This is a genomic window from Nonomuraea sp. NPDC050153, from assembly GCF_044460125.1.
GTDB lineage: Bacteria > Actinomycetota > Actinomycetes > Streptosporangiales > Streptosporangiaceae > Nonomuraea.
The window spans coordinates 48,774-70,919 of sequence record NZ_JBITJQ010000007.1; the positions used below are offsets into that span (position 1 = coordinate 48,774).

Consider the following 22,146-nt stretch of genomic DNA (forward strand, 5'->3'; position numbering starts at 1 on the left):
GGTAAGGACAGCAGCATCCGACATCGGCTTCGGGGGGATCAATGCCGGATAGACCGCCCAAACGCGCTCGTGAGCGGGGTGCGACCAGGGCCAGAGATCGCATGAAGACGTGGTCGCGTGGCGGGCCTCCCGGGCCGTTCCGGCCCGGGTTCTGGCGGAGCCCGCTGCGCGGCCCGTGGCTCACGTCGGTGCTCGGCCTGGTCCTGCTGGTCGGGCTGGTCGTCGTCGCGGTCACCGGGCTGTTGTCGTACGCCGCCTACGCGCCGCGACTGCCGGGGAACGACACCACCCCCACCAAGGGCCTGCTGGGCTTCTATCTCTTCGACTGGCCGACGAACCCGGTCTGGATGTATCGGCTCACCCAGGGCGCTCACGTCATCGTCGGGCTGACGCTGGTGCCGGTGCTGCTGGCCAAGCTGTGGTCGGTGATCCCCAAGCTGTTCGCCTGGCCGCCCGCGCGCTCGATCGCCGAAGCCGCCGAGCGGGCCAGCCTGGTGCTCCTGGTGGGCGGCGCGGTGTTCCAGTTCGTCACCGGGATCTTCAACATCCAGCTCTTCTACGTCTTCCCGTTCTCCTTCTACCCGGCGCATCTGTACGGCGCGTGGATCTTCCTGGCCGCGCTCGTCGTCCACGTCGTCGTACGGATGCCGAAGGCGATCCGCGCCGTGCGGTCGCGGGACCTGCGCCGTGAGCTGCGCACGGGTGTGGCCGAGACCCGGCCGGAGCCTCCCGACCCCGACGGCCTGGTGGCCGCGGATCCGGCGCCGCCCACCATGTCCCGGCGCGGGCTGCTGGCGTTCGTCGGCGGTGGTTCGGCGATGATGTTCGCCCTGTCCGCGGGGCAGACGGTGGACGGGCCGCTGCGCCGTACGGCGTTGCTGGCACCGCATGGACGCGAGTACGGCACCGGGCCCAACGACTTCCAGGTCAACAAGACAGCGGCCAGCCTCGGCATCACCGCGGCCGAGACGGGCCCGCAGTGGCGGCTGGCGGTGGTCGGTTCGAGCCTGCTTCACCTGTCGCGTGCGGACCTGCTGGCGATGCCGCTGCACACCTACGCGCTGCCGATCGCCTGCGTGGAGGGGTGGTCGACCGAGCAGACCTGGACCGGCGTACGGCTCGCGGACCTGGCCCGACTGGCCGGGGTGGACCCCGGCTCGGCGGGAGTCACGGCCAGGTCCCTGCAGCGCGTGGGCTACTTCGGCCAGGCCTCGCTCAGCGCCGGGCAGGTGGCCGACCCGCGCTCGCTGCTCGCGCTGCGGGTGAACGGCGCCGACCTGTCACTCGATCACGGATATCCGGCGCGGATCATCGTGCCGAACGCCCCGGGTGTGCACAACACCAAATGGGTGCGCGAACTCGACTTCCGTGTGGAGACGTCATGAAGCGGTACGGCGCGCCCCTGTGGCACCTTCTCGCGCTGGTGGCCTGCTTCGTGGTCGCCGGCTATGTCGCCACGCGGGTGGTCGCCGCCGGCATCTGGCTGGGGTTCGCCGTGTGGTTCGCCGGTGCGATCATCTTGCACGATCTGGTGCTGTTGCCCTTGTACTCCGCGGCCGACGTCGCCACGCAGGCCCTGACCAGGCGGCTGGCGCGCCCACGCCGGGCCGGTGCGGTCAATCATCTGAGAGTGCCGGCCATGCTGTCGGGCTTGTTGCTGCTGGTGTGGTTCCCGCTCATCCTCCGCGGCGCCGAGCGCAACTACCGCTGGGCGGTCGGATTGAGCATCTCTCCCTACCTCGCGCGGTGGTCGCTGATCACTTTGGTGCTCTTCGGCGTCTCAGGGCTGCTGTACGCGATGCGGCGCCGTGCGCCGGGAAGGGGACGCGGGCGACGAAACCCATGATGACCGCCAGCGCTGCGACACCGTAGACGGCCGCCCCGGGGCTCAGATAGGCGATCGCACCGGCCAGCGGGATGCCCAGCCATTCCCAGCGGCCGTCAAGAGCGGCGAGTGCGACGACCAGCAGGGCGTACCAGGAGTATCCCGGCGTGAAGACGAGGAAGGCCGTGCCGGTCACCACCAGAGCTCCACGCCACGGCCGGTGAGCATCGCCCCGGCGCAGCACGAACAGGGCCGTGGCCGCGAGAACGGCGAGGGCGGCGGGCAGGGCCCACGAGTCGGGCAGGATCAGGCGCAGCACCGCGTAGCGGCGGTCAGTGCCGCTGTCGCCGTAGCCTTCCTCGTTCAGGTAACCGAAGAAGTAGCCGAGGACGGACTCGCGGGACGCCAGCACGTACGGCAGATAGGCGAGCGCCACGACGAGGAGGGCAGGCCCGAGGACCTTCAAGGCATCCAGCGCCCGCCGCCACCCGGAAGGCCCGCCCCTGGCCAGAAGCCCGGAGAGCATCCCGGGAGCGGCCGCGGCGGGCAGGAGCTTGACGGCGGTCGCCGCGCCGAGCAGCAGGCCGCCGCGGACTTCGTGCCTGTTCACGGTGGTCAGGGCGAAAACGGTGAGCAGGACGCCGAGCGCGTCGACATGGGCGTTGTTCACCGCCTCGATCGGAACGGCGGGGCACCACGCCCACCAGGCCGCCTGCGCCGGAGCCGTGGGACGGAGGGCGATCAGGAGGACGAGGGACGTCCCCAAGGCCAGCAGCGCTCCGCCGATCTGGAGCGGCTTGTGCCGTGACCCCTCGGGCGAGAGCCGGTGCACGGCCAGGAAGTACGCCTCCGCCAGCGGCGGATAGATCGTGCGGACAGCGGGGCGGTTGATCCGCGTGCACGATCGGGCGCCGTCGTGGAAGCCTATCGGGTAGCGGTCCGGGCCCTCACAGCCGGCGCCCTCCGGGAAGAGCCAGCGGTCGCGCAGCGGCGCGAGCGCGGGGTCGGCCGGGGCATGGTCATAGGGCGAGACACCCGCCGCCTGCACGCGGCCGTCCCAGGCGTAGCGATAGGAATCGGTGCTGGTGGTCGGCGGCGCGAGGAGCCCCGTGGCGGTCACCGCGATGCCTCCGGCGATCACCAGGAACGCCGCCTGACGTCCTGGCACCTTGCGCAGGGCCCACGCCGCCGCGGCGAAGAGCGCCCACGCGAGCGCGTACCGCCAGAGCAGCCCGGCGCGATCGGCGTGCAAGGATCCCGCGCCGATCGTCGTCGCGAGCACGCAGACCAGGGCGAGGAGGAGCACAGCCACGCAGGCGAGACGGCCGCGGATCAGGTTGTGCATCTTCCCTCGCCGTGCTGGAACCGATCCTCGAGACGGGTGGTCAGGCCGGCGGAGCGGTGGCGAACTCCTTCATCCCCTCGGCGAAGCCGATCCGCGCATGGAAGCCGAGCTCGACGGCTGCCCGGTGCGGCGAGGCCACGATGTGGCGCACGTCGCCCAGCCGGTACTCCCCGGTGGTGACCGGCTCCGGGCCGCCTCGCTGCGCCGCCAGGGCGGAGGCCATCTCGCCGACGGTGTGGGGCTCGCCGCTGGCGATGTTGCAGACGGCCAGCGTTCCGGGCTCGCCGGCGGTGAGGGCGGCGACGTTGGCGTCGGCGACGTCGCGCACATGGACGAAGTCGCGCGTCTGCCCGCCGTCCTCGAACACGCGCGGGGCACGACCGGCTTCCAACGCGGACCGGAAGATCGCCGCGACGCCCGAGTACGGCGTGTTCCTCGGCATCCTGGGGCCGTAGACGTTGTGGTAGCGAAGGGCGGTCGCCGTGCCGCCCGTCTCCCGCGCCCAGTTGGCGGCGAGATGCTCCTGCGCCAGCTTGGTGGTGGCGTAGGCGTTGCGCGGGTCCGTCGGCGCGTCCTCGCCGATGGCGGCCAAGGCCACGGCTTCACCGCAGCGGGGACAGCGGGGTTCGAAGGACCCTTGCGCCAGGTCCGCGGGGGAGCGCGGGCCGGGCCGTACCCGACCGTGCCGGTCACAGTCGTAGGCGCCCTCGCCGTAGACCACCATCGAGGAGGCCAGCACCAGCCGCCCGACGCCGTGCTGCGCCATCGCCGCCAGCAGCACGGCCGTGCCGTACACGTTGACCGAGGCGTAGCCGGGCAGGTCCGCCACGTTCACGCCGAGCCCGACCTTGGCCGCCTGGTGCACGACCGCATCGGCCCCCGGCAGCAGCCGGTCGAGCACGGCCGGGTCCCGGACGTCATCGCCGGACCTGAGATCGAGGCCGGTCACCTCGTGGCCGGCCGCCTCCAGCGCCTCGACCACATGACTCCCGATGAACCCCGCCGCACCGGTCACCAGTACCCGCGTCATCGCGGCACTTCGATCCCGGCGAGCGCGGCGGCGTAGCGCGACCCCGGAACCAGCGCCGCCACCTCGATCGCGTCCGTGATGGTGTCCACATCGGTCAGGCACGGCATCAGGGCGACGCTCATTCCCGCCTCCTTCAGTCTTCGCAGCTGGATCTCGCCGGTGGCCGGCTCCGACATCGGCACGCCGAGCAGCGGCGCGGTGTCGGGGGCACGCAGCCCGAGCAGCCAGAAACCGCCGTCCGCCGCCGGGCCGAACACCGCGTCGTGGCCGGCGAGCAGTGACACGGCCTGGGCCAGCAGGCCGACGGACACCTGCGGGGTGTCCATGCCGATGAGCACGATGGGGGTGGGGCGCAACCGGTGGGTGTCCTCGAAGGCCGCGGCCAGCCGTTCGTCCAGGCCGCCTCCGCGCTGCGGGAGCACCGTGAAGCCGCCGGGAAGCCAGACTCCGGGGACGCCGTCGAGGGCGAGCACGCGATGGACGCCGGGAACCCGGGCGACGGTGAGCAGCGTGTCCTCCAGCGCGGCGGCAGCCAGCGCGGCGGCCTCACCAGGGGTGAGAGGAGGGACGAGCCGCGTCTTCACCCTTCCGGGCACGGGCTCCTTCGCGATCACGACGATCTGCGGGCGCAGGTCGGCATCCCGCTCGTCCGCCGGACTCACGCGACCCCGTCCTGGTCGGCCAAGACCCGGCGCATGTCCCCGATCGCCCGAAGCGTGCCGCGCAAGGTGCCGGTCACCTTCGACCTGCCCTCGCGGGGCAGGTAGTCCACCCGTGTCTCGTGGATACGCCAGCCCGCCGCCCCGGCGCGCAGCACCATCTCCAGCGGATAGCCGAAACGCCGGTCGATGAGCCCGAGCCGGATCAGCTCGACCCGCCCGCACGCCCGCATCGGTCCCAGGTCGTGCAGCGAGGCGCCGATACGGCGGCGCAGCCTCCGGGCCAGTACGGCGTTGCCGAGCCGGGCGTGCACCGGCCATGACGCGCCCGGTCGCAGCACACGACGGCCGAGGACGAGGTCGGCGGCGCCGGCCACGACGGGCCTGCTCACCCGGGGCAGTTGCGCAGGATCGAGCGACGCGTCGGCGTCCATGAAACACACGATGTCCGAGGCGGCGGCCAACAGCCCGGCATGGCAGGCGGCGCCGAACCCGCGCTGGAGCTCGCACACCACCGTCGCGCCGAGCTCGGCCGCGATCTTCGCGGATCCGTCGGTGGAACCGTTGTCGACCACGATCGGGCGGAAGCCGTCCGGCATCCGCCCCAGCACCCACGGAAGGGCCGCCGCCTCGTTCAGGCAGGGCAGCACCACGTCGATCTCCACGCCGCCGACGCTAACGCGGCACCTCGGCCCGCACCCTCGTGAAGAGGCTCGCCTTTCCGAGAAATGACCAGCTCAGACCCGTCACCAGGATCGCGAGGCGATCGACTGCGCAAATCCTGACCAGGACCAGAACGTGATCTCCGGCCTGCGCGGCTTCCGAGTCGTGCGCGAGCGGCCATCGGGCGACCGTGAAGTAGCGGCTGATCGTGGGTTTGTGAGAAGGTTGTCGCCTGCCGGTCGGGGCGATTGAGCCTCGCACTCATCGCGCGGCGACCGCCTTCGAAGGCTGGCTGGAGACGTTCCCCGGTCCTTGGCAAGGGTAGCTGCGCTGTTACGTGTGGCGGGACGGCGACGACCGCCGTGTCGGGGAGACGAGTCCGCATCCTGATGCGCCCCGCCACCCGGTCGCCGCACAGCGTTCACAGGGGCAAGGATTGAGTGCACCGGAGCCTCCCCCAGGAGATGACCGGCAGCAGGGTGTGGGAGTTCGTGAGGAGTCGGCTATGACCATGAATGCAACCGGCGGCGAGGCCACCTTCGCCGATCTTGGGCTCCGAGCCGAGATCCTGGATGTGCTGTCCGCTCTGGGTTATGAGGAGCCCACGCCGATCCAGAGAGAGGCGATCCCGCCGTTGGTGGAAGGGCGTGATCTGCTCGGGCAGGCGGCGACGGGCACCGGGAAGACCGCCGCCTTCGCGCTGCCCGTGCTCCAGCGCATGCCGCCCTCCGGCAGTGGCTCCGGACCTGCGACGCTGGTGCTTGTGCCCACGCGTGAGCTGGCCGTTCAGGTCTCGGAGGCGTTCCATCGGTACGGCCGGATATTGGGGACCCGCGTGTTGCCGATCTACGGCGGGGCGCCCATCGGCCGGCAGTTGCAGGCGCTCAAGCGCGGGGTGGACGTCGTGGTCGCGACACCGGGACGGGCCCTCGACCACATCGGCAGGGGAACGCTCGACCTGGAGGAACTGCGCACCGTCGTGCTGGACGAGGCGGACGAGATGCTCGACATGGGGTTCGCCGACGACATCGAGGAGATTCTCGCGGCGACTCCGGAGGATCGCCAGACCGTGCTGTTCTCCGCGACGCTTCCGCCCCGCATCGATGGGATCGCCCGCCGTCACCTGCGCGACCCGGTGCGGATAGAAATCGGGCATGCGGCGGTACGGAGGGACGAGGCGACGCCGCTGGTGGAGCAGACCGCTTACCTGGTCGCCAGGGCGCACAAACCCGCCGCGCTCGGCCGCCTTCTCGACATCGAGGCACCTGCGGCCGCGATCGTCTTCTGCCGTACCCGTGACGAGGTCGACCAGCTCACGGAGGCCATGAACGGGCGCGGCTATCGCGCCGAGGCGCTGCACGGTGGGATGGAGCAGGAGCAGCGCGATCGAGTGATGTCGCGGCTGCGGAGCGGGACGGCCGACCTGCTCGTCGCGACCGACGTGGCCGCGCGAGGTCTCGACATCGAACAGCTCACCCACGTCGTCAACTACAACGTTCCGTCCGCGCCCGAGGCGTACGTGCACCGCATCGGCAGGGTGGGCCGCGCCGGCCGCGAAGGGGTGGCGCTGACGCTGGTGGAGCCACGTGAGCACCGCATGCTCAAGGCGATCGAGCGGGTGACCAGACAGCGGATCTCGGTGGAGAGGCTGCCGACCGTCGCCGACCTGCGGGCGCGCCGGATGGAGCTGACCCGGGCCGCGCTGGAGGAATGCCTTCTCCAGGATGATCTCGGGCCCTTCCACGCCGTGGTCGAGTCGCTCACCGATGAGTTCGATCTCATGGAAGTGGCGCTCGCCGCCGTCAAGCTGGCGCACGAGTCCAATGGGGCAGTGCTCGACGCGGAGGAGATTCCCGAGGTGGCTCCCCGCACCGTGGAGGAGCGGCGCAGGGGGCGGGAGGCGGCCCCGGACGGCCGGCGACAGGGCCGCGCGCCGTCAGGTGGGATGGTACGCCTCTTCTTCAATCTGGGACGCAGCGCGGGAATCCGGCCACAGGACCTGGTCGGCGCGATAGCCGGCGAATCGCGCCTGAGTGGACGCGACATCGGTGCGATCGAGATCGCCGACCGGTTCTCGCTGGTGGAGGTGCCGCAAGGCGCGGCCGACGAGGTGATCGCCGCCCTGAGGCGAAGCACGATCAAGGGAAGGCGACCGACCGTCCGCCGCGAGCGGGACATGCGCGACAGACGAGCACGATGATCCGCGGCTGCTCGGAGGCGAGCTCCGGGCGGCCGTGGACGCGGTGGGACAGGTCGACCACACCGAGAACCTGGCAGGACGGGTCGGCCACCGTGGCGGCGTCTCCGGGAGCTCCCATCCGGTCGGGGCGCCGTATGCCGATAAAGCGGGATCCGTACGGCGCTCAATCCACCTCAGGAGCCTGGCGCCCCGTGGAAGGGGCGTGAGACGCGCGTGGTGAGCGGGAGAGCGACGCCCGCCTCCGTCGCGAGCGGGCGCTGGACGGCGTGGGCGGGAGAGCCGATCGCGACCATGGACATGGCCGACTAAGCCGACACCGTGCTGCCGGACGTCTGGAAGACCTTTGCCGTCGTCACAGCTTGACGAGCTTGGGGTACGGCGCGGTGATACGCCGTGTCTCCGCGCCGAAATCGACGAGAACGGCGACGTCCTCCTCGACCGCGATGACCCGGCCGAGGCCGTATTTGTCGTGGCTCACCTGGTCTTGCACGGCGAACTGTTCGACAGGGGGCGGAGGAACATCGGGAACTTTGAAGGGGCTTCCTGGCAGGCGTCGCCGGGCCGCGGCATTATTAGGCCTCATTGGAACCAGTATGCGCCCTGTTGAGGAATAAATCGACTTCTGTCCAAAATGCCTGGCCTCCTGCGATACGTGCTTTCACCGGGACGTGCACGGTCAACCCGCCTGCCCTTGCCCGGACCGCCCTGTCGCGGCGTGTGTAGCACGGATCGGCGGCGGGGATGCGAACGGAACGGGGCCGGCCCGCACAGGTGCGCACCGGCCCGTTCCGCGACACGCGTCAGGTCAGGCGGGGACGATGTTCTCCGCCTGCGGGCCCTTCTGGCCCTGGACGACGTCGAAGGCCACCTTCTGTCCTTCGGTCAGCTCACGGTAGCCGCCGTTGGACACGATGTTGGAGTAGTGCGCGAAGACGTCGGCGCCGCCGCCGTCCTGCGCGATGAAGCCGAAGCCCTTTTCGGAGTTGAACCACTTCACGGTTCCGGTAGCCATGTCGATCTCCTTTGGATGCGTGCATAACGTACAGAATTCGCACCGCGCGAATCCCACGTCGCTGTAATGAGCCCATCCGGAAATGACCGGCAAACAAAAACGCGCCCGAAGAGCATGCTCTCTCAGGCGCACACAAAGTCTTTATGGGTACCACAACTGCAACTGGCTGAAGTCTAGCACACGGGCCGCGATGCCTCGCCGCTTCTCCGGCGTTCCGAGTGCCGGGGTCATCCATGGCCGCAGGGGTGACCTCGTTCGCCGCGACCGGCGATCGGGAAGTCTGACAGGCGGATCCTTCACACCACGATCGGCAGGGTGCGGTCCAGGCCGGTGATGTGCAGCAGTTTGGTCATGAACGGGCGAGGGGCGGCGAGGGCCAGGCTGATGCCCAGCCGTCGGGCGCGCTGCTGGACGCCGACCATGACGGCCAGGCCGGAGGCGTCGCAGAAGGTGACCTCGGACAGGTCGAGGATGAGCAGGCTGGTGCTGGACTTCAGGATGTCCAGCAGTCGCGAGCGCAGCTCTGGGCTGGTGAACATGTCGAGCTCACCCGACAGGCGGATGGTGGTCGGCTCTGACGGATCGGCCCTGCCGAGCGGGAAGGCGTCGACGACGACCATGCGATGCTCCGATCGAGGAAGGGATGCGGGTTGCTGTCGAACGGCTTCACCGGTCACCTGCGGGACGGGTGCGTCCTGTGGGTTCTGGCGCGTGAGATGGCCGCCCTCGTTCTCCCACCCGGCCAGTTCGTCGATCTGCGGCGTGTCGGCCGGCTCGGCCGGCTCGGCCGGCCGGTGGATGCCGGGCGAGCGCGCCGCCGGGTCGGGTCCTGCGTGGAACGCGAGGGCCAGGAGCATGAGCATGGCCGGCCGGGCGATCAGGTGGGGACAGTCCGCCCGGACCCGCCGGCCAAGGACGGGTTTCAGTGAGAGCCGAACCGTGGAGTCGATCGCGGGGGGTGCGCCGACGGCGGCGCTCGGTGCCGGGTGATGCAGTAGAGACGTCATGATCGTTGGCCCGTCTGGGCCTCCGCAAAAGCCCGGGTGAGGTCCATCGCCGGGGGCGACGCCGACCTGATCGCCAACGCTCGAAATGTCCTCGGTGGCTTCAGACTATAGGTCGCTTCCCTATTTACCTCATTTCAGAAGTAAAAATCCGTCATGATTCCAGCCGTCCGGCGCAGATCGGTCACGGGCCGCTGAAACGGCTTCGACGATCACGCCATCCGGGCGCGTACGACGGGACCGGCGCGCGGCTGACCCAGGCGCTGGGTTTCCAGGCGGTCTACCTCAGCGGGTTCCAGACTTCGGCCAGCATGCTGGGCCAGCCCGACGTCGGCTACCTGACGATGACGCAGATGGTGGCGCGGGTCGCCGCCTTCACGGCCGCTGTCGACCTGCCCGCTGCCAGGGGCATGCGGGATCACCTCGAGACACTTGCCACCCGGGGCGACACCCGTCCGATGCTCGGGAACATGCTCGGTTTCGCGGAGTTCAACAAGCTGATCGGCCTCGACGAGCATGCCGTGCTGGAGCGGCGGTACCAGATTACGGAGTGAGGCTCGCGGGCGGGCTCAGATCCAGGCTGCCAGCCTGTCGCGGACAGGGATTGTTGGGAACCCCGAGCATCACCTCGTCCGGTGGCCCCGAGGACGGATCGGTCAGCGCTTCACCGACCGGGCGCGGCGGACGTCCCGCTGATTCGGCTCCCCGCCCAGGCGTGGCCGTCGATCGGATCATCAGTCCATGATCACGACGGACCGGAGGGCGGCGCGGATGCAGGCGGCCGGGTCGCCGAGGTGGTAGATCCGCTCCGACGATTCGATGCCGTCGAGGAACTCCTGGTAGCGGACGGCGTAGTCCAGGTGGGACAGCGGTTCGGCGATCGAGAGTGCCCGGGCCGGGTCGCAACCGGGTACGTGAGCGGTCCAGGCCTGGATCCAGGCCTCGGCGGCGGCGGGTCGTTTGGCGGGGGGAAGCCAGTCACGGGCCCGTATCCCGTCCAGCACCGGGTTGCCGAGGTGCGCGTCGGCGAAGTCCACCACGGCCGGCGGCCCGCCGTCGCTGCGCCAGTTTCCCGGGTGGAAGTCGCCGTGCACAATCGTGTCGGGCAGGCCGCACTCGGCCAGCATGGGCCAGCGTTCGACCAGCTCGTACGCCCCCGCCAGCTCCTCGGCGGTCAGCTCGCCGCCCACGTCACCGGCGAGCAGATCGCGGACCCGGTCGGCGACGACGGGTCCGCGCCGGTCCGCCAACCCGGGCGGGACCGCGCCCGCCAGGCGGGCCTGCGCGGACGCCAGTCGCCTCACCGCGCTGTCGATGATCTCGACGGGCGCCTCCCAGCAGTCCTCGCCGGGAAGGTGCTCCAGCAGGACCCGCCCCGGTCCCGACGCCACGACCGTGGGAACCAGTCCAGGGTCCAGGGCCGCGAACATGCCCATGACGGCAGCCTCGTCGGCGGCGAAGTGCGGCGTGGCCTTCAGCCATACCGGCCCCCGGGCGGTGGGCAGGAGGAACAGCCCGGCCAGATTCCAGGTCTTGCGTTGCCGGATCGGCCCGGTCAGCGGTCGCCGGGCCGTCCTCAGCGCGTCCGCCGCCCAGCCGAACAGCTCCCGCAGCCCGTCGATCCGTGCCCACGGCGCCCGCAGCCGCTCGGGCCTGTCCAGCACCGCATGATCGGCGGGTAGCGGGGCTGTCAGCCGCCCGGGCGCGGGCCGCTCCAGCGCTTCGACGTGATAGGTCACATGACCGTCGCGGGCGCCTTCGCCGCCATCCACGTTCAACAGGCGCAGCACCAGCACGTCCACGCCGAGCGCCTGGCGCAGGTGCGCGACGACCGGCTCCACTTCGGCCCACCACGGCACATCCACCGCGAACGGGCCGAAGACGCCGAGCCGCTCGTCACCCGATGTAATCCATGCGCTGACTGTCCTGTCCATTCGCTCAGTGTGATCGCTCCCCGCGGCGGTCGCCACGGAATAACCGCCGGTGCGGCACCACGTGAACCTCGCGATCGCAGGCGCGGCACGAGGCGCCGCACGACCACGTCGCCCAGGCCGTGCGCCTGAGCGCGCAGCGAGACCGGCCATCCCGGCCGCGCTCTCGCGTCCGGGATCGGGTGATGGCGGTCGCCGCGGAAGCGGGTGTCTCTCGGGCGACCGTGTCGCGGGTGTTCCACGGCACCGCTCCGGTCGCGCCGAGCACCCGCGACGCGGTCCATGCCGCGGCCGAGCGGCTCGGGTACATCCCCGACGAGATGGCCCGATCGCCGGCCGCGAGCAGTTCGGACATCATCGGCCTGCTGCTGCGCGGACCGGGCAATCCGGCGTACGGCCAACTGTTCAGCGAACTGCAGGCCGAGATCAGCCGGCTCGGGCTGTAGATGATCACTGTCGCCCCGTCGCCGACCGAGGGCGCGAACTTCGAACGGCAGGCGCTCAACCGGCTGCTCGGGCTCCGGGTCATCGTCTGCTGGACGGCGTAGCCGGCGGCGGGGGTGAGCCGCGGCAACCATTGCGAGACGGGGTCGGGCGGCAGCGGGAGCGTGGCGACCGTGTAGGGCAGGGCGATTCGTGACAGTCCGATGAGGATCGCTGTCCAGCCGCGGCGCCTCCCTGCTGGATCTGATCGACGAGTTCCGGGTGTACGCGTTCCCCGTGATCATCATCCCGTGACCTTTCGGCACCACGTCGGCCCAGCTTCGTGGCCCTGGTGGAGACCCGGCGGATCGCCAGGGTTCGCGGTCTCAGAACATCGCGATCGGATTGGTCGCGCTCGACGTCACGCCGACCATGCGCCAAGGGAGCATCGCGAAGAAGAACTCCCACCGGCGGCGCTGGGCGCACTCGCCGGAGAGTTCGGTGAGCTCCATGTTGTCGATCAGCCAAAGCCCGAGGGCGACGAGCCCGACGGTGTGGATCGGCCGGAACAGGTCGAACGCCGGGTACCCGGACGGCTGGACGTCCTGAATGGCATCGCTCCCCAGCGCCGCCACGTCCCGCTCCCGCAGGAACGGCAGGCAGGATGCGTGAAGTCCCGCCTGATTCACCTGGTCGGGGCCTTCGGCGAGGACGCGTGCGACGTTCCCGGTGTGGACGATGAGCACGTCCCCGGGCCCGACCTCCACGTTCTGGGCCTTCTCCGCCTCCAGGAGCTCCTCGGGCATGATGGGGTGCCCGCGCTCCAGCCACCGCACACCGTGCAGCCGCGCGATGTCCAGGAGCACCCCGCGGGAGACGATGCCGTCGCTCGCGTCGCGCACCGACAGCTTCTTCGAGCCGCCCAGCGAGGTGATGGTCTCCGCGACCTCGAACCCGTTGTACGTCCTGCCGTCCCACGAGTAATGAGCAAGTCCGTCGAGGTGGGTGTTCGAGCCGTGCGCCGCGATGCCGACGAACTCGGTGACCGCGTCGAACCGCGAGGCGCCCTTGCCGACATGGTGCTCCACCTCGCCGATGCCCATGTGCCGTTGCACAAGGCTCAACCCCGTGCCGAGGGGGTCGGGAGCCGCTGGGTCGATGTCCCGGGAGAGCGAGACGACCTTGCCCTCCGTCACCAGGCGCGCCGCGCGTGCCCGCGTTTCCGGCGCGATCAGGTTGAGCGTGCCGAGCCGATCGTCCTCCCCCCAGCGACCCCAGTTCGACAACGAGTCGAAGTAGCCGATGACGTCCTCGGCCGTAACGTTGCCGACCGCGGTGGACTCCGTCATGACGCGACCGCTTCCGGCTTGCCCGCGGCCGCGACGGCGGCGGCGGCCTGGGCGAGCGCCTTCTTGAACTCGATGTGGAGCACGCCGCGGTCTCCCGAGACGTTGAAGATCCGCACGCCGTCCTCGACGAGTCGCTCCGTGCTCCGCTTCTCCCAGCCCGAGATCGCGACGTACTGGAGGCCGGCGTCCCGGGCCGCGTGCGCGACGCGGGTCTGCATGTCGGTGACGCGCGGATCGGTCACGTCTCCGTGGAGGCCCAGCGACATGGCGAGATCGAAGGGGCCGCACAGGATGCCGTCGATCCCGGAGTGCCGGACGATCTCCTCGACGTTCTCGACACCCTCGACGTCCTCGATCAGGCCGAAGACCAGGACATCCTGGTCGGCGCGCACGTAGTCGCCGTACCAGTCCTCGGTCAGGTGGCCGACGGCCCGCGTCGCGGGGCACGCGCCGCGAACGCCCCGTGGCGCGAACCTCGCCGCTTCGACCACGGACTTCGCCTCCACCAGTGTGCGGATGTGCGGCGCCATGATCCCCGTCGCGCCCGTGTCGAGGACGCGCTGGATGAACGAGGCGCTGTGGTCGGGGACGCGGACGATCGAGTCGATCCCCACGGCGTCCGCCGCGCGTACGAGATGGTTGATGTCCGAGATGCCCATGGTGCCGTGCTCGGCGTCGATCCAGGCGAAGTCATAGCCGGCGTAGCCGGCGATCTCCACGGATTCAGGGCTGGGAAGCTGGACGGTGACGCCGAAGACGCTCTCGCCCCTCTCCAGCTTGGTCCTGATCCGGCGAGGCGGGTTCCTCATGCTCTCTCCTCGGGATTCTCTTGGTCGTGCGCCGGTGGTCAGGGCGAGAAGGAATCGGCCTGGTCGAAACCGCGCATCAGCTGCTCCTGCCGCTGCAGGACGGGCTGCCGGAACTCGGGGTGGGTGAAGATGTACAGGTCGTTGTTCTCCACGCCGGCCAGCACCCGCCGCCCGACCTCGTCGGGGTCCATCCCGTACGGCTTGGCGGACATGGCCGTGACGTCGTCCGGCGGGACGTCGACGTCCGGGAGTTCGCGCACCTTGCGCGACGTGCGCCACAGACGGGTCCGCACGAGCCCGGGGCACAGCACGCTGACGCCGATCCCGTCGCTCTCGAACTCCGCGTGCAGTGACTCGCTCAACCCGACGACGGCGAACTTGGTCGCCGCGTACGGGGACAGGTGCGGATAACCCGCCAGCCCGGCCGCGGAGGCGGTGTTCACGATGTGACCGCCGCCGGCGGCGCGCATGCCCGGGAGGAAGTGGTGGATTCCGTTGTAGACGCCGGTGAGGTTGATGGCCACGACGCGGTCCCAGATCGCGGGGGTTGCGTCCTCGAAGTTCATCCCCGCCGTGCTGACCCCGGCGTTGTTGACCAGGAGGTGCACGGTTCCGAACGACTTCTCGACCTGGTCCACCGCGGCCTCCCACCCGGCCCGGTCGGTCACGTCGAGCGGCACGGCGACGGCCTCCGCCCCGGAGGCGCGCAGTCCCTCGGTGGCCTCCTCAAGAGCGGCCTTGTCGATGTCGGCGACCGCCACCTTCGCACCGGCTCGCGCGAAGGCCTTCGCGATCCCCAGGCCGATGCCGCCGGCTCCGCCCGTGACGAAGGCCACTTTCCCGTTCACCCTGCTCATGGCATCTCGCTCCCTTCGCGCACCAGTGTCGTCACCGACGGCGGCAGACTGGAAGAGTCGGATGTCTCGGGCTATGAGCGACAATTGTCGCAGTGCGCGTCACGCACTCACGGTCGCGGTCGCGCGCTCCTGGCGAAGCCGTTGTCGATCGCCCAGATGGCCAGCTGCACGCGGGATTCGAGTCCGAGCTTGCCGAGCAGGTGGCTCACATGCGTGCGCGCGGTGCGCTCGCTGATGGACAGGTCGGTGGCGATGTCGATGTTGGACTTGCCGCGGGCGACGAGCGCGACGACGTCTCGCTCGCGCGGGGTCAGCTCGGGGGCGCCCTTCGCCGGGTCCGGGACGGCGCGGGCGAGCCGGATGACCACGGCCTGGTCCAGGTAGAGCTCGCCACGATGCGCGGCCCGGATCGCGTCCAGGATGTACGCGGGCCGGCTCGATTTGAGGATGTAGCCGGCGACATCGATGCTCATCGCGAGCCGGACGCGCTCGACGTCCCCGTACCCGCTCAGGATGACGACCTTCGGCGGGTTAGGCATGGAGTTGATGCGGCGGGCCACGTCCATGCCGCCGAGCACCGGCATCATGACGTCGAGCAGCACCACGTCGACGGGTGTCCCCGCCTGCGCGTACTGGTGGAGCTCCGCCAGCGCGAAACGCCCGTCGCCGGCCTCGCCGGCGACCTCGATGTCGCCTGCCGCCTCCAGGAACGAGCGCAGGCCGTGTCGCACGATCTCGTGATCGTCGATCAGATACACCCGCAGGATGTCTCCCTGGCTTCCCGGCATGACCTCTCCCTCGAAAGCCGTCGTGATTCCCTGTACGGCAGTTTTCGGGTGACACTGATCCCGACATAAAGGACACTACAAGCGTGCCAGCGCGACGTGGAACAGCACAGGACCGATTGCCCGCCGACGGGATCACGGCCGACCTGCATCCTGATGGGAGATTCCGCGGCGGGAGCGCCGAGGTGTTCCGGATCCTCGGGCTCGCCCAGGAGTCGGACGTCGTACGAGTCCCCGGCTCGTCACGTACGGCGTGGGGAGCCGTCGCGGGGAGCGGCGCACAATATCGGCTCCGGCCCCACCCGGACCGGCCAGGATGGGAGATCACGCTCTTCCCCGCGCCGGCGAGGGAAGGGCATCGTGCGACTCTGCGCAGGCTCCAGATCGACAACCTCGCCTCGGTCGCGCAGTCGAAGGACCTGTCGACTGTCGTCCACAACCTCACCATCGACTTCTTCCAAGCCAGTGAGCTGGTCGGGCCGATGATCGTGCTGGTCGATCCCTCGGGGAGCCCGACGTTCGCCGGCAGCCACGAGATGGGCCATGACGAGCTCGCCGCGATGGAGCGCTGCCGGCGCAACGGCGCTCCCATGCTGACCTTGCAGGCGTTCGAGGAAGATCGTGTCATCGTCGACCCGGCCTGGTACGACCGCGTCCGCGTCGACGACCGGTTCGCGCCGATCCGCGCCTTCGTTGGGCTGACCAGCGGGTTTTCGTACCTCAGCATCCCGCTGCGCACCTCGTCGGGCCCGTTCGGCGTGGTGGCGGGGTCCTGGCCGGCCGAGCGTCCGATCACCCCGGGGCGTGTCCGGTTGTGGTGCGACGTCGCCGACCGGCTCGCGCTGGCCCTGCAGTATTCCGAGCTCATGCGGCGGGCGCGGGTCCAGGGCGCGGACATCGAGCGCCAGCGGATCAACGACGACCTGCACGCGACGCTCGCCCAGGACCTCTTCGTCCTCGCGCTCCACCTCGCGAAGCTCGAGGCGGGCGACCTCGAGAACGAGCATCGCGCGACGGTGCTCGAGGTGCGGAGGCTGACCGAGCAGCTGGTCGTGGACGTACGGATGTTCATCGGCGAGCGACGGCACGTGATGGAGGGGGTCGGCATGGCCGAGTACGTCGACGACCTGGCCAAGGACCTCGGCGGCCGTACCGGGATCGCGGTCGACGTGCGCCATGCGGGCGACGTGGACGCCTTCAGCTCCGACTTCAACGAGGACGTGGCGCGCATCGTGCAGGAAGCCTTCCGCAACGTGGACAAGCATGCGCTCGCGTCCAGGGTGAGCGTCCATACGCGACTGGACCCGGAGAGCAAGATGTTCGTGCTGGAGATCTCCGACGACGGCCGGACCGGCAAGGCGGGGGCCGCGGTGTCGACCGGAGCGGGGCTGTCCATCGTCTCGGAGATCGCCGCACGGCGCGGCGGCGACGTGACGATCCGGCAGTCGGGAGGAACGACCGTGATCGTGCGGATTGTCCCAGAGTACGAGTCGGAGTGGGCCGTCGCTCAACGCTCGCTCGAGCCCTGGACGGGTTGAACCGGAAAGAACCGGGGAAGTGGGCGGCACCTCACAACGAGACATCTGTCGCGGTCAGGTCGCGACAGAGGGCGTATGCGCGGACGGTGGCAAGACGTCACGCTGACGGTGCAGTACGGGGGTGTTCCACCCGTCCACGCCTGCTCGGCGCGTGTGGACGTGGCTTGAGCGGAGGATGCCGATGACTACTCACGTCACCCAACGAAGACTGCGGCCGTACGGTCTCGTACTGTTCGCACTGATCATCGCCGAAGCGACCGGAGCCTTCGAGGCGACCATGCTCACGGTGGCCATCCCGCACCTCATCAAGGAGTTCGGCGCCACCACCACCGACGTCGGCTGGGCTGTCACCTGGTTCCTGCTGGTGGCGGGCGCCTCTGGCGCCCTCGGGGGCCGGCTGGGCGACCTGTTCGGGCGCAGGCGCGTGCTGATCATCGTTCTGGCGCTGTCGATTCTCGGCTCCGTGATCAGCGTGGCGTTCGGCTCGTTCGAGGCGATCATCGTCGGGCGGGCGATCCAGGGCGTCTCGGGAGCCGTGCTGCCGCTTCTCATGGGCATCTCCCGCGAGGCCGTGCAGCCCAAGCGCGTGCCGGTGACGATCGCCGTCGTCGCGGGGACCGTCACCTTCGCCGCGGCCATCGGCTACCTCGTGGCCGGGATTCTCGTCGACACCGTCGGCTGGGAGGCGATCTTCATCGCCTCGGGTGGGCTGGCCCTTCTGGCGGCGATTCTCTGCGCGGTCCTGCTCGCTCCGTCGCCCAAACTGTGGAAGCCAGGAGACAGGATCGACTACGTCGGCGGGCTGGTGTTCGTCCCCGCCCTGGCCATCCTTCTCTACGGAGTATCGAGCTCGCGGACCGCCGGCTGGACCAGCTCGCTGGTGCTGAGCTGCGTCATCGGGGGCATCGTGCTCGCCGCCTTCTGGGTGTGGTGGGAACTGCGTAACCCGATGCCGATCCTCAACCTGAGGCTGCTCGCCCAACCGAAGTTCGCGCTCACCATGGCGATGATCGCGTTCTTCGCGCTCGGGCCCATGGGCGGCTTCTTCATCCTGCAGCCCGTCATCCTCCAATACCCCGAATCGGCGCCGGTCGGCCTCGGCCTGACCGCGTCGGCGGCCGGCGTGCTCTCGCTCGTGCTCGGGGTCTTCGGGTACGCCATGTCTCCCGTCGCCGGCGCGGTCGCCAGCCGGTGGGGCGCCAAGCGAGCCGCATTGATCGGCACACTGGCGGCGACCCTGGTGCTCCCCACCATATTCGTCGTCCGCGACAACCTCGTGATGATCACCGTTGTCTTCTTCGTCATGGCGGTGACCTCCACCTTCACCTTGACCTCGATCCCGAACCTGATCGCCGAATCCGTTCCGCAGGAGAACATGGCCGAAGGCAGCGGCTTCTACGTCGTCGTCAGGAGCCTCTTCCAGGCGGTCAGCACCTCGCTCGTCGCTCTGATGCTCTCCACGGCCGTCGCCCCCGGAACGCAGTTCCCGCAGGTCAGCGCGTTCGGGCTGGCGATGGGCATGATGAGCGTCAGCGCACTCGCCGGGTTCCTGACCGTGCTCATGATCCGAGAGCGGCGCAGCGGCATGGCGACGGTCACCGCCGACGGCACCCCGTCCGCGGCGCCCGCATGACCGGCCGGCCCAGCCATCGCGAACGTCCCGCTCCTCCTTGCCACCGGGAGTACACACCATGACCGACAGATTCGCCTCACACCGCGTCGCCGTCATCAGGGCGGCGCGGGTCCACCACACCGACCTCTGCGGGACGCGCCGGGACGCCGCCGCATGAGCGTTCACGGCAGCAAGCTCGACGGGCGGGTAACGCTCGTGTCGGGCGCCGCACAGGGCATCGGCGCCGGCATCGCCCAGCGGTTCGTCGGCGAAGGAGCTCGCGTCGCCATCGGAGACGTCGATCGCCGGCAGGGATCGACGCTCGCTGCGGAGCTGGGCGACGCGGCGATGTTCGTCGAGCTCGACGTCGCACGACCGGAGGCATGGGAGCGGGCCATCACGGCGGTGGAAGACCGGTTCGGCCCGCTCAACGTGCTGGTGAACAACGCGGGCATCGGGGCGTCGACCTACGTCGAGAGCTATGCGCCGGCCGACTACGAGCGAACACTCGCCGTCAACCTGGAAGGCGCCCTCCTCGGCATGCGAGCCGCCCTTCCGTCGCTGCGCCGCGGCGGCAGGGGCTCGATCATCAACGTCTCCTCCCTTCAGGGAGTGGAGGCCGATGTCGGCCTCATGGCCTACGTCGCCTCCAAGTTCGCGATCCGGGGGGTCACCAAGTCCGCGGCACTCGAGTTCGGCAAGGACGGTATCCGCGTCAACTCGATCCATCCCGGAGTGGTCCGCAGCAGCGCCTACATGCGGCAGATCCCGGACGATTTCATGGGACGCATCCCGCTCGGCCGCCGCGATACGACCGATCGCGGCGCAACTCCCGCCGACATCGCCGGGCTTGCCGTCTTCCTCGCGTCCGACGCCTCTTCCTACGTCACCGGAGCGGAGATCGTCATCGACGGCGGCAAGTCGATCCGGGTCCCCTCCGTGGCCGCCGACTTCGGGTCACTCGTCGAGAAGATGAAGGGAAGCCTTTGATGGCCGGGAAAGAACGGCGCGCGCTCCTCTCCGGCGCCCCCGGTGCTGTCAGGGGCGCGGTATCCCAGGCGCTCCAGAACGACGGATGGACGGTGTGCTCCATCGCGGAACACGACGGCGACCCCTCTCTTTCCGCCGAACCGGTCGGAGCGCTCGTGATCATCGTAGGTTCGGCGAACATCGACGCGGCGGGACGATTCGGCCCCTCGATCGGGGCCACGATCGAGCACATCGAGACGGTGATCGCGCAAGCGCGGGCGAGGATGGCCGATGCCGGTGGCGCCGTCGTCGTGGTGAGCCCGCCGCTCGGCTCCGAAGCCGAAGGCGGCGTCACGGCGACGGCGGTCATGCAGCGTGCGCTGACCGGCCTCGTCCGCGGTCTCGCCCTCGAACTCGGCGACAGCGCCATCCGCGCGAACGTCGTGCTGCCGGGCGTTCTCCGGGAATCGGCGGCATGTCTGCCCGGCGTCATCCCGCTGATCCGGGACGACACCGGAGACCGGCGTGGCAGCGCGGAGGACGTCGCGAACGCGGTGACGTACCTGGTGTCGGAGGACTCGTCCTACATCACCGGCATCGAGCTCGTCGTCGACGGTGGACTCTCGCAATGCCGGAGTTCGGGGACCTTCGCGCTGTGGGACGCGGGCGTCATCGACGCGTTCACCCCACCCAGCCCGCTGGGAGCGTGACGACCGGCTGATGTTGCCGGGCCGCGGTCAATCGTCGGCGGCACCGACGTCTGCCGTGCCGGGCCCGGACCACCCGCATCGGCCCGGGCGTCCAGGAACGACCTGATCATTGGCCTGGCACGGGAGAACCGAGGGTGGGGCCGTCGACGGGTGCAGGGGGAGTTGATACATCCTGGTGGCCATCGAGCACGCCGACCGGCGTGTCCGCGTGCTCTCCACTACGCGCTGTCCCCGACCCGGCCGGAATCGACCACGGCACGCCACCCCTGTGGCGTGCCGTGGTCGATCGTCGTTCTGCGCTACTGGGCCTGCTGGTCGTACAGGCCGTCCAGCATCCGCGGGAGCGGCGCGGGATACGAGCCCGTACCCTCGTCGCTGAACTGCCCACCGTACGACGCTTGCCAGTCGCCGGTTGAGGTGTTCCTGATGGAGGTGTGGGTCAGCGTGCCACCCTCCGTGTTGTAGCTGTACAGGCCCCAATGGTGGGCGGTGCGGTCGTTGGTCCCCGACTTGGCGCTGACGGTGTCGTCGGTCTCCGAGGCGAGGAAGGTGTAGTCCGTACCCATCTGGGAGAGCGGCTGCTTGCCCAGCCAGCTGATGAAGCCGCTGCCCGGACGCATGTCGCTGCACTGCTCGTGGGTTACGGCGCACGCGGTCACCACCGCGCTGCCGATGCCCTGGTGTGGCGTGGCGAACGTGACCATGTCCTCGATGTACAGGAATGGGGGCCAGTCTCTGGGCCACACGGTCGCGCCGAGGTTGTTCCGGTCGACCGTCAGCCCGCTCAGGTCGGGCGGCGGCTTGCCCACGCCGTACCTGTTGACGCCTTCGATGGCCGCCTTCGCGACCAGACCGCCCATGGAGTGCGTCACGACGTCGATTGCGACGTCCTTGCTGGAGTACAGGTAGTAGACGGTCCACGCGAACTGGCGGCCGACCTCCTGGATGCGCGTGTCGGTGGTTCCTTGGAGCCTGAGGTCGCAGTTGGTGGCCTTGTTGTAGTAGCCGAAGGTGACAACGTCGCCCCAACCATTGGCGTTCAGCAGATTCTTGGCGCTGTTCCATGCGCCGGAGCAGCTGATGTCGGCCTCGCGGTCGAACCCGTGGACCATGACGGTGACCCGGTGTCCGTTGGCGCGCGCGGGCGCGGCTGACGCGGCCGGCGCGGTGGCGATCAAGGTGGCCGCGACTATGGCCCCGACCAAGGACAGGGCAAAACCGGATCTGGCTAATCTGTGCATCCACAGTCTCCGTTTCCGTGAGGTCGGAGGCAGATTAGCGTGCAGACGATCATTCTGTGAATCAGTTGAACATCTGGATGACCGGATCTGACCAGCCTGTGCATCCACGGTCTCCGTTTCCGGAGGTCGGAGGAAGATCAGCGCGCGGACGATCGTTCTGAGCATCAGTTGAACATGTGGATCC

22 protein-coding genes are annotated in these 22,146 nt (G+C 69.7%); 9 read left to right on the forward strand and 13 right to left on the reverse strand.

Annotated features, from left to right (window positions below):
• The first annotated feature begins 101 nt into the window (after positions 1-101).
• A complete protein-coding gene (locus ACIBQ1_RS19475) occupies positions 102-1,385 on the forward strand; it encodes a molybdopterin-dependent oxidoreductase (RefSeq protein ID WP_397279198.1) in 1,284 nt (427 codons plus the stop codon).
• Positions 1,382-1,846, forward strand: coding sequence for a hypothetical protein (locus ACIBQ1_RS19480; protein WP_397279200.1), 465 nt, complete (start codon positions 1,382-1,384; stop codon positions 1,844-1,846). The genes ACIBQ1_RS19475 and ACIBQ1_RS19480 overlap by 4 nt, the downstream gene beginning before the upstream one ends.
• On the opposite strand, the gene ACIBQ1_RS19485 is transcribed toward ACIBQ1_RS19480, so the two are convergent.
• Genes ACIBQ1_RS19485 through ACIBQ1_RS19500 form a run of 4 tightly spaced genes read right to left on the reverse strand, consistent with a single transcriptional unit; the run spans position 1,758 to position 5,524 of the window.
• Positions 1,758-3,170, reverse strand: coding sequence for a glycosyltransferase 87 family protein (locus ACIBQ1_RS19485; RefSeq protein WP_397279202.1), 1,413 nt, complete (start codon positions 3,168-3,170; stop codon positions 1,758-1,760). The genes ACIBQ1_RS19480 and ACIBQ1_RS19485 overlap by 89 nt on opposite strands.
• A gap of 40 nt (positions 3,171-3,210) precedes the next feature.
• The gene (locus tag ACIBQ1_RS19490; RefSeq protein WP_397279204.1) at positions 3,211-4,200 is read right to left on the reverse strand and encodes an NAD-dependent epimerase/dehydratase family protein; all 990 of its coding nucleotides are present in this window, start codon (positions 4,198-4,200) and stop codon (positions 3,211-3,213) included.
• Positions 4,197-4,862 (reverse strand): TIGR04282 family arsenosugar biosynthesis glycosyltransferase, encoded by a 666-nt coding sequence (locus tag ACIBQ1_RS19495; protein WP_397279205.1) that lies wholly within the window; start codon positions 4,860-4,862, stop codon positions 4,197-4,199. Before ACIBQ1_RS19495 ends, ACIBQ1_RS19490 begins: the two co-directional genes overlap by 4 nt.
• Positions 4,859-5,524 carry a glycosyltransferase family 2 protein gene (locus ACIBQ1_RS19500; RefSeq protein ID WP_397279206.1) on the reverse strand — a complete coding sequence of 222 codons (666 nt, stop codon included), beginning with the start codon at positions 5,522-5,524 and terminating at the stop codon, positions 4,859-4,861. Before ACIBQ1_RS19500 ends, ACIBQ1_RS19495 begins: the two co-directional genes overlap by 4 nt.
• Positions 5,525-6,027: 503 nt before the next feature.
• Here ACIBQ1_RS19500 and ACIBQ1_RS19505 point away from each other — a divergent pair.
• Positions 6,028-7,722, forward strand: coding sequence for a DEAD/DEAH box helicase (locus ACIBQ1_RS19505; RefSeq protein WP_397279208.1), 1,695 nt, complete (start codon positions 6,028-6,030; stop codon positions 7,720-7,722).
• A 352-nt stretch (positions 7,723-8,074) separates the two neighbouring features.
• On the opposite strand, the gene ACIBQ1_RS19510 is transcribed toward ACIBQ1_RS19505, so the two are convergent.
• From ACIBQ1_RS19510 to ACIBQ1_RS19520, 3 genes are all read right to left on the reverse strand, one after another.
• Positions 8,075-8,200 carry a hypothetical protein gene (locus tag ACIBQ1_RS19510; RefSeq protein ID WP_397279210.1) on the reverse strand — a complete coding sequence of 42 codons (126 nt, stop codon included), beginning with the start codon at positions 8,198-8,200 and terminating at the stop codon, positions 8,075-8,077.
• Between the two features lie 327 nt (positions 8,201-8,527).
• Positions 8,528-8,734, reverse strand: coding sequence for a cold-shock protein (locus ACIBQ1_RS19515; protein ID WP_055509312.1), 207 nt, complete (start codon positions 8,732-8,734; stop codon positions 8,528-8,530).
• A gap of 296 nt (positions 8,735-9,030) precedes the next feature.
• Positions 9,031-9,741 (reverse strand): STAS domain-containing protein, encoded by a 711-nt coding sequence (locus ACIBQ1_RS19520; RefSeq protein ID WP_397279211.1) that lies wholly within the window; start codon positions 9,739-9,741, stop codon positions 9,031-9,033.
• 5 nt (positions 9,742-9,746) lie between these two features.
• Here ACIBQ1_RS19520 and ACIBQ1_RS19525 point away from each other — a divergent pair, with 5 nt between their 5' ends.
• Complete coding sequence (locus tag ACIBQ1_RS19525) at positions 9,747-10,292, forward strand: isocitrate lyase/phosphoenolpyruvate mutase family protein (RefSeq protein ID WP_397279213.1); 546 nt, start codon at positions 9,747-9,749, stop codon at positions 10,290-10,292.
• Between the two features lie 180 nt (positions 10,293-10,472).
• Here ACIBQ1_RS19525 and ACIBQ1_RS19530 read toward each other — a convergent pair whose 3' ends face one another.
• Positions 10,473-11,672, reverse strand: coding sequence for an aminoglycoside phosphotransferase family protein (locus ACIBQ1_RS19530; RefSeq protein ID WP_397279215.1), 1,200 nt, complete (start codon positions 11,670-11,672; stop codon positions 10,473-10,475).
• Between the two features lie 182 nt (positions 11,673-11,854).
• Between ACIBQ1_RS19530 and ACIBQ1_RS19535 the strand changes: the two genes are divergently transcribed.
• Positions 11,855-12,115: a LacI family DNA-binding transcriptional regulator gene (locus ACIBQ1_RS19535; RefSeq protein WP_397279217.1), complete on the forward strand. Its 261-nt coding sequence runs from the start codon at positions 11,855-11,857 to the stop codon at positions 12,113-12,115.
• Positions 12,116-12,478: 363 nt separating this feature from the next.
• Here ACIBQ1_RS19535 and ACIBQ1_RS19540 read toward each other — a convergent pair whose 3' ends face one another.
• The 4 genes from ACIBQ1_RS19540 to ACIBQ1_RS19555 form a co-directional block, all read right to left on the reverse strand.
• Positions 12,479-13,441, reverse strand: a complete 963-nt coding sequence (locus ACIBQ1_RS19540) for a cyclase family protein (protein ID WP_397279219.1) — start codon at positions 13,439-13,441, stop codon at positions 12,479-12,481.
• Positions 13,438-14,250, reverse strand: coding sequence for an HpcH/HpaI aldolase/citrate lyase family protein (locus tag ACIBQ1_RS19545; RefSeq protein ID WP_397279220.1), 813 nt, complete (start codon positions 14,248-14,250; stop codon positions 13,438-13,440). Before ACIBQ1_RS19545 ends, ACIBQ1_RS19540 begins: the two co-directional genes overlap by 4 nt.
• Positions 14,251-14,288: 38 nt before the next feature.
• On the reverse strand, positions 14,289-15,107 hold the full coding sequence (locus ACIBQ1_RS19550) for an SDR family oxidoreductase (RefSeq protein WP_397279221.1): 819 nt from the start codon (positions 15,105-15,107) through the stop codon (positions 14,289-14,291).
• A gap of 107 nt (positions 15,108-15,214) precedes the next feature.
• A complete protein-coding gene (locus ACIBQ1_RS19555; RefSeq protein WP_397279223.1) occupies positions 15,215-15,895 on the reverse strand; it encodes a response regulator in 681 nt (226 codons plus the stop codon).
• Between the two features lie 83 nt (positions 15,896-15,978).
• Here ACIBQ1_RS19555 and ACIBQ1_RS19560 point away from each other — a divergent pair, with 83 nt between their 5' ends.
• The 4 genes from ACIBQ1_RS19560 (at position 15,979) to ACIBQ1_RS19575 (ending at position 20,721) form a co-directional block, all read left to right on the forward strand.
• Positions 15,979-17,430, forward strand: a complete 1,452-nt coding sequence (locus ACIBQ1_RS19560; RefSeq protein ID WP_397279225.1) for a sensor histidine kinase — start codon at positions 15,979-15,981, stop codon at positions 17,428-17,430.
• A 181-nt stretch (positions 17,431-17,611) separates the two neighbouring features.
• On the forward strand, positions 17,612-19,063 hold the full coding sequence (locus ACIBQ1_RS19565) for an MFS transporter (RefSeq protein WP_397279227.1): 1,452 nt from the start codon (positions 17,612-17,614) through the stop codon (positions 19,061-19,063).
• A 153-nt stretch (positions 19,064-19,216) separates the two neighbouring features.
• Positions 19,217-20,032: an SDR family NAD(P)-dependent oxidoreductase gene (locus ACIBQ1_RS19570; protein WP_397279229.1), complete on the forward strand. Its 816-nt coding sequence runs from the start codon at positions 19,217-19,219 to the stop codon at positions 20,030-20,032.
• Between the two features lie 155 nt (positions 20,033-20,187).
• Positions 20,188-20,721: an SDR family oxidoreductase gene (locus ACIBQ1_RS19575; protein WP_397279231.1), complete on the forward strand. Its 534-nt coding sequence runs from the start codon at positions 20,188-20,190 to the stop codon at positions 20,719-20,721.
• 299 nt (positions 20,722-21,020) lie between these two features.
• Here the strand turns inward: ACIBQ1_RS19575 and ACIBQ1_RS19580 are convergent, their stop codons facing one another.
• The gene (locus ACIBQ1_RS19580) at positions 21,021-21,962 is read right to left on the reverse strand and encodes an esterase/lipase family protein (protein WP_397279233.1); all 942 of its coding nucleotides are present in this window, start codon (positions 21,960-21,962) and stop codon (positions 21,021-21,023) included.
• Between the last annotated feature and the right edge of the window lie 184 nt (positions 21,963-22,146).

Excerpts from the sequence above, each read along its gene's own strand:
- ACIBQ1_RS19555 (WP_397279223.1), bottom strand. The coding sequence starts at position 15,895 with ATGCCGGGAAGCCAGGGAGACATCCTGCGGGTGTATCTGATCGACGAT.
- ACIBQ1_RS19580 (WP_397279233.1), bottom strand. The coding sequence starts at position 21,962 with ATGCACAGATTAGCCAGATCCGGTTTTGCCCTGTCCTTGGTCGGGGCC.
- ACIBQ1_RS19565 (WP_397279227.1), top strand. The coding sequence starts at position 17,612 with ATGACTACTCACGTCACCCAACGAAGACTGCGGCCGTACGGTCTCGTA.
- ACIBQ1_RS19475 (WP_397279198.1), top strand. The coding sequence starts at position 102 with ATGAAGACGTGGTCGCGTGGCGGGCCTCCCGGGCCGTTCCGGCCCGGG.
- ACIBQ1_RS19520 (WP_397279211.1), bottom strand. The coding sequence starts at position 9,741 with ATGACGTCTCTACTGCATCACCCGGCACCGAGCGCCGCCGTCGGCGCA.
- ACIBQ1_RS19530 (WP_397279215.1), bottom strand. The coding sequence starts at position 11,672 with ATGGACAGGACAGTCAGCGCATGGATTACATCGGGTGACGAGCGGCTC.
- ACIBQ1_RS19540 (WP_397279219.1), bottom strand. The coding sequence starts at position 13,441 with ATGACGGAGTCCACCGCGGTCGGCAACGTTACGGCCGAGGACGTCATC.
- ACIBQ1_RS19515 (WP_055509312.1), bottom strand. The coding sequence starts at position 8,734 with ATGGCTACCGGAACCGTGAAGTGGTTCAACTCCGAAAAGGGCTTCGGC.
- ACIBQ1_RS19545 (WP_397279220.1), bottom strand. The coding sequence starts at position 14,250 with ATGAGGAACCCGCCTCGCCGGATCAGGACCAAGCTGGAGAGGGGCGAG.
- ACIBQ1_RS19490 (WP_397279204.1), bottom strand. The coding sequence starts at position 4,200 with ATGACGCGGGTACTGGTGACCGGTGCGGCGGGGTTCATCGGGAGTCAT.
- ACIBQ1_RS19505 (WP_397279208.1), top strand. The coding sequence starts at position 6,028 with ATGACCATGAATGCAACCGGCGGCGAGGCCACCTTCGCCGATCTTGGG.
- ACIBQ1_RS19550 (WP_397279221.1), bottom strand. The coding sequence starts at position 15,107 with ATGAGCAGGGTGAACGGGAAAGTGGCCTTCGTCACGGGCGGAGCCGGC.
- ACIBQ1_RS19535 (WP_397279217.1), top strand. The coding sequence starts at position 11,855 with ATGGCGGTCGCCGCGGAAGCGGGTGTCTCTCGGGCGACCGTGTCGCGG.
- ACIBQ1_RS19570 (WP_397279229.1), top strand. The coding sequence starts at position 19,217 with ATGAGCGTTCACGGCAGCAAGCTCGACGGGCGGGTAACGCTCGTGTCG.
- ACIBQ1_RS19485 (WP_397279202.1), bottom strand. The coding sequence starts at position 3,170 with ATGCACAACCTGATCCGCGGCCGTCTCGCCTGCGTGGCTGTGCTCCTC.
- ACIBQ1_RS19480 (WP_397279200.1), top strand. The coding sequence starts at position 1,382 with ATGAAGCGGTACGGCGCGCCCCTGTGGCACCTTCTCGCGCTGGTGGCC.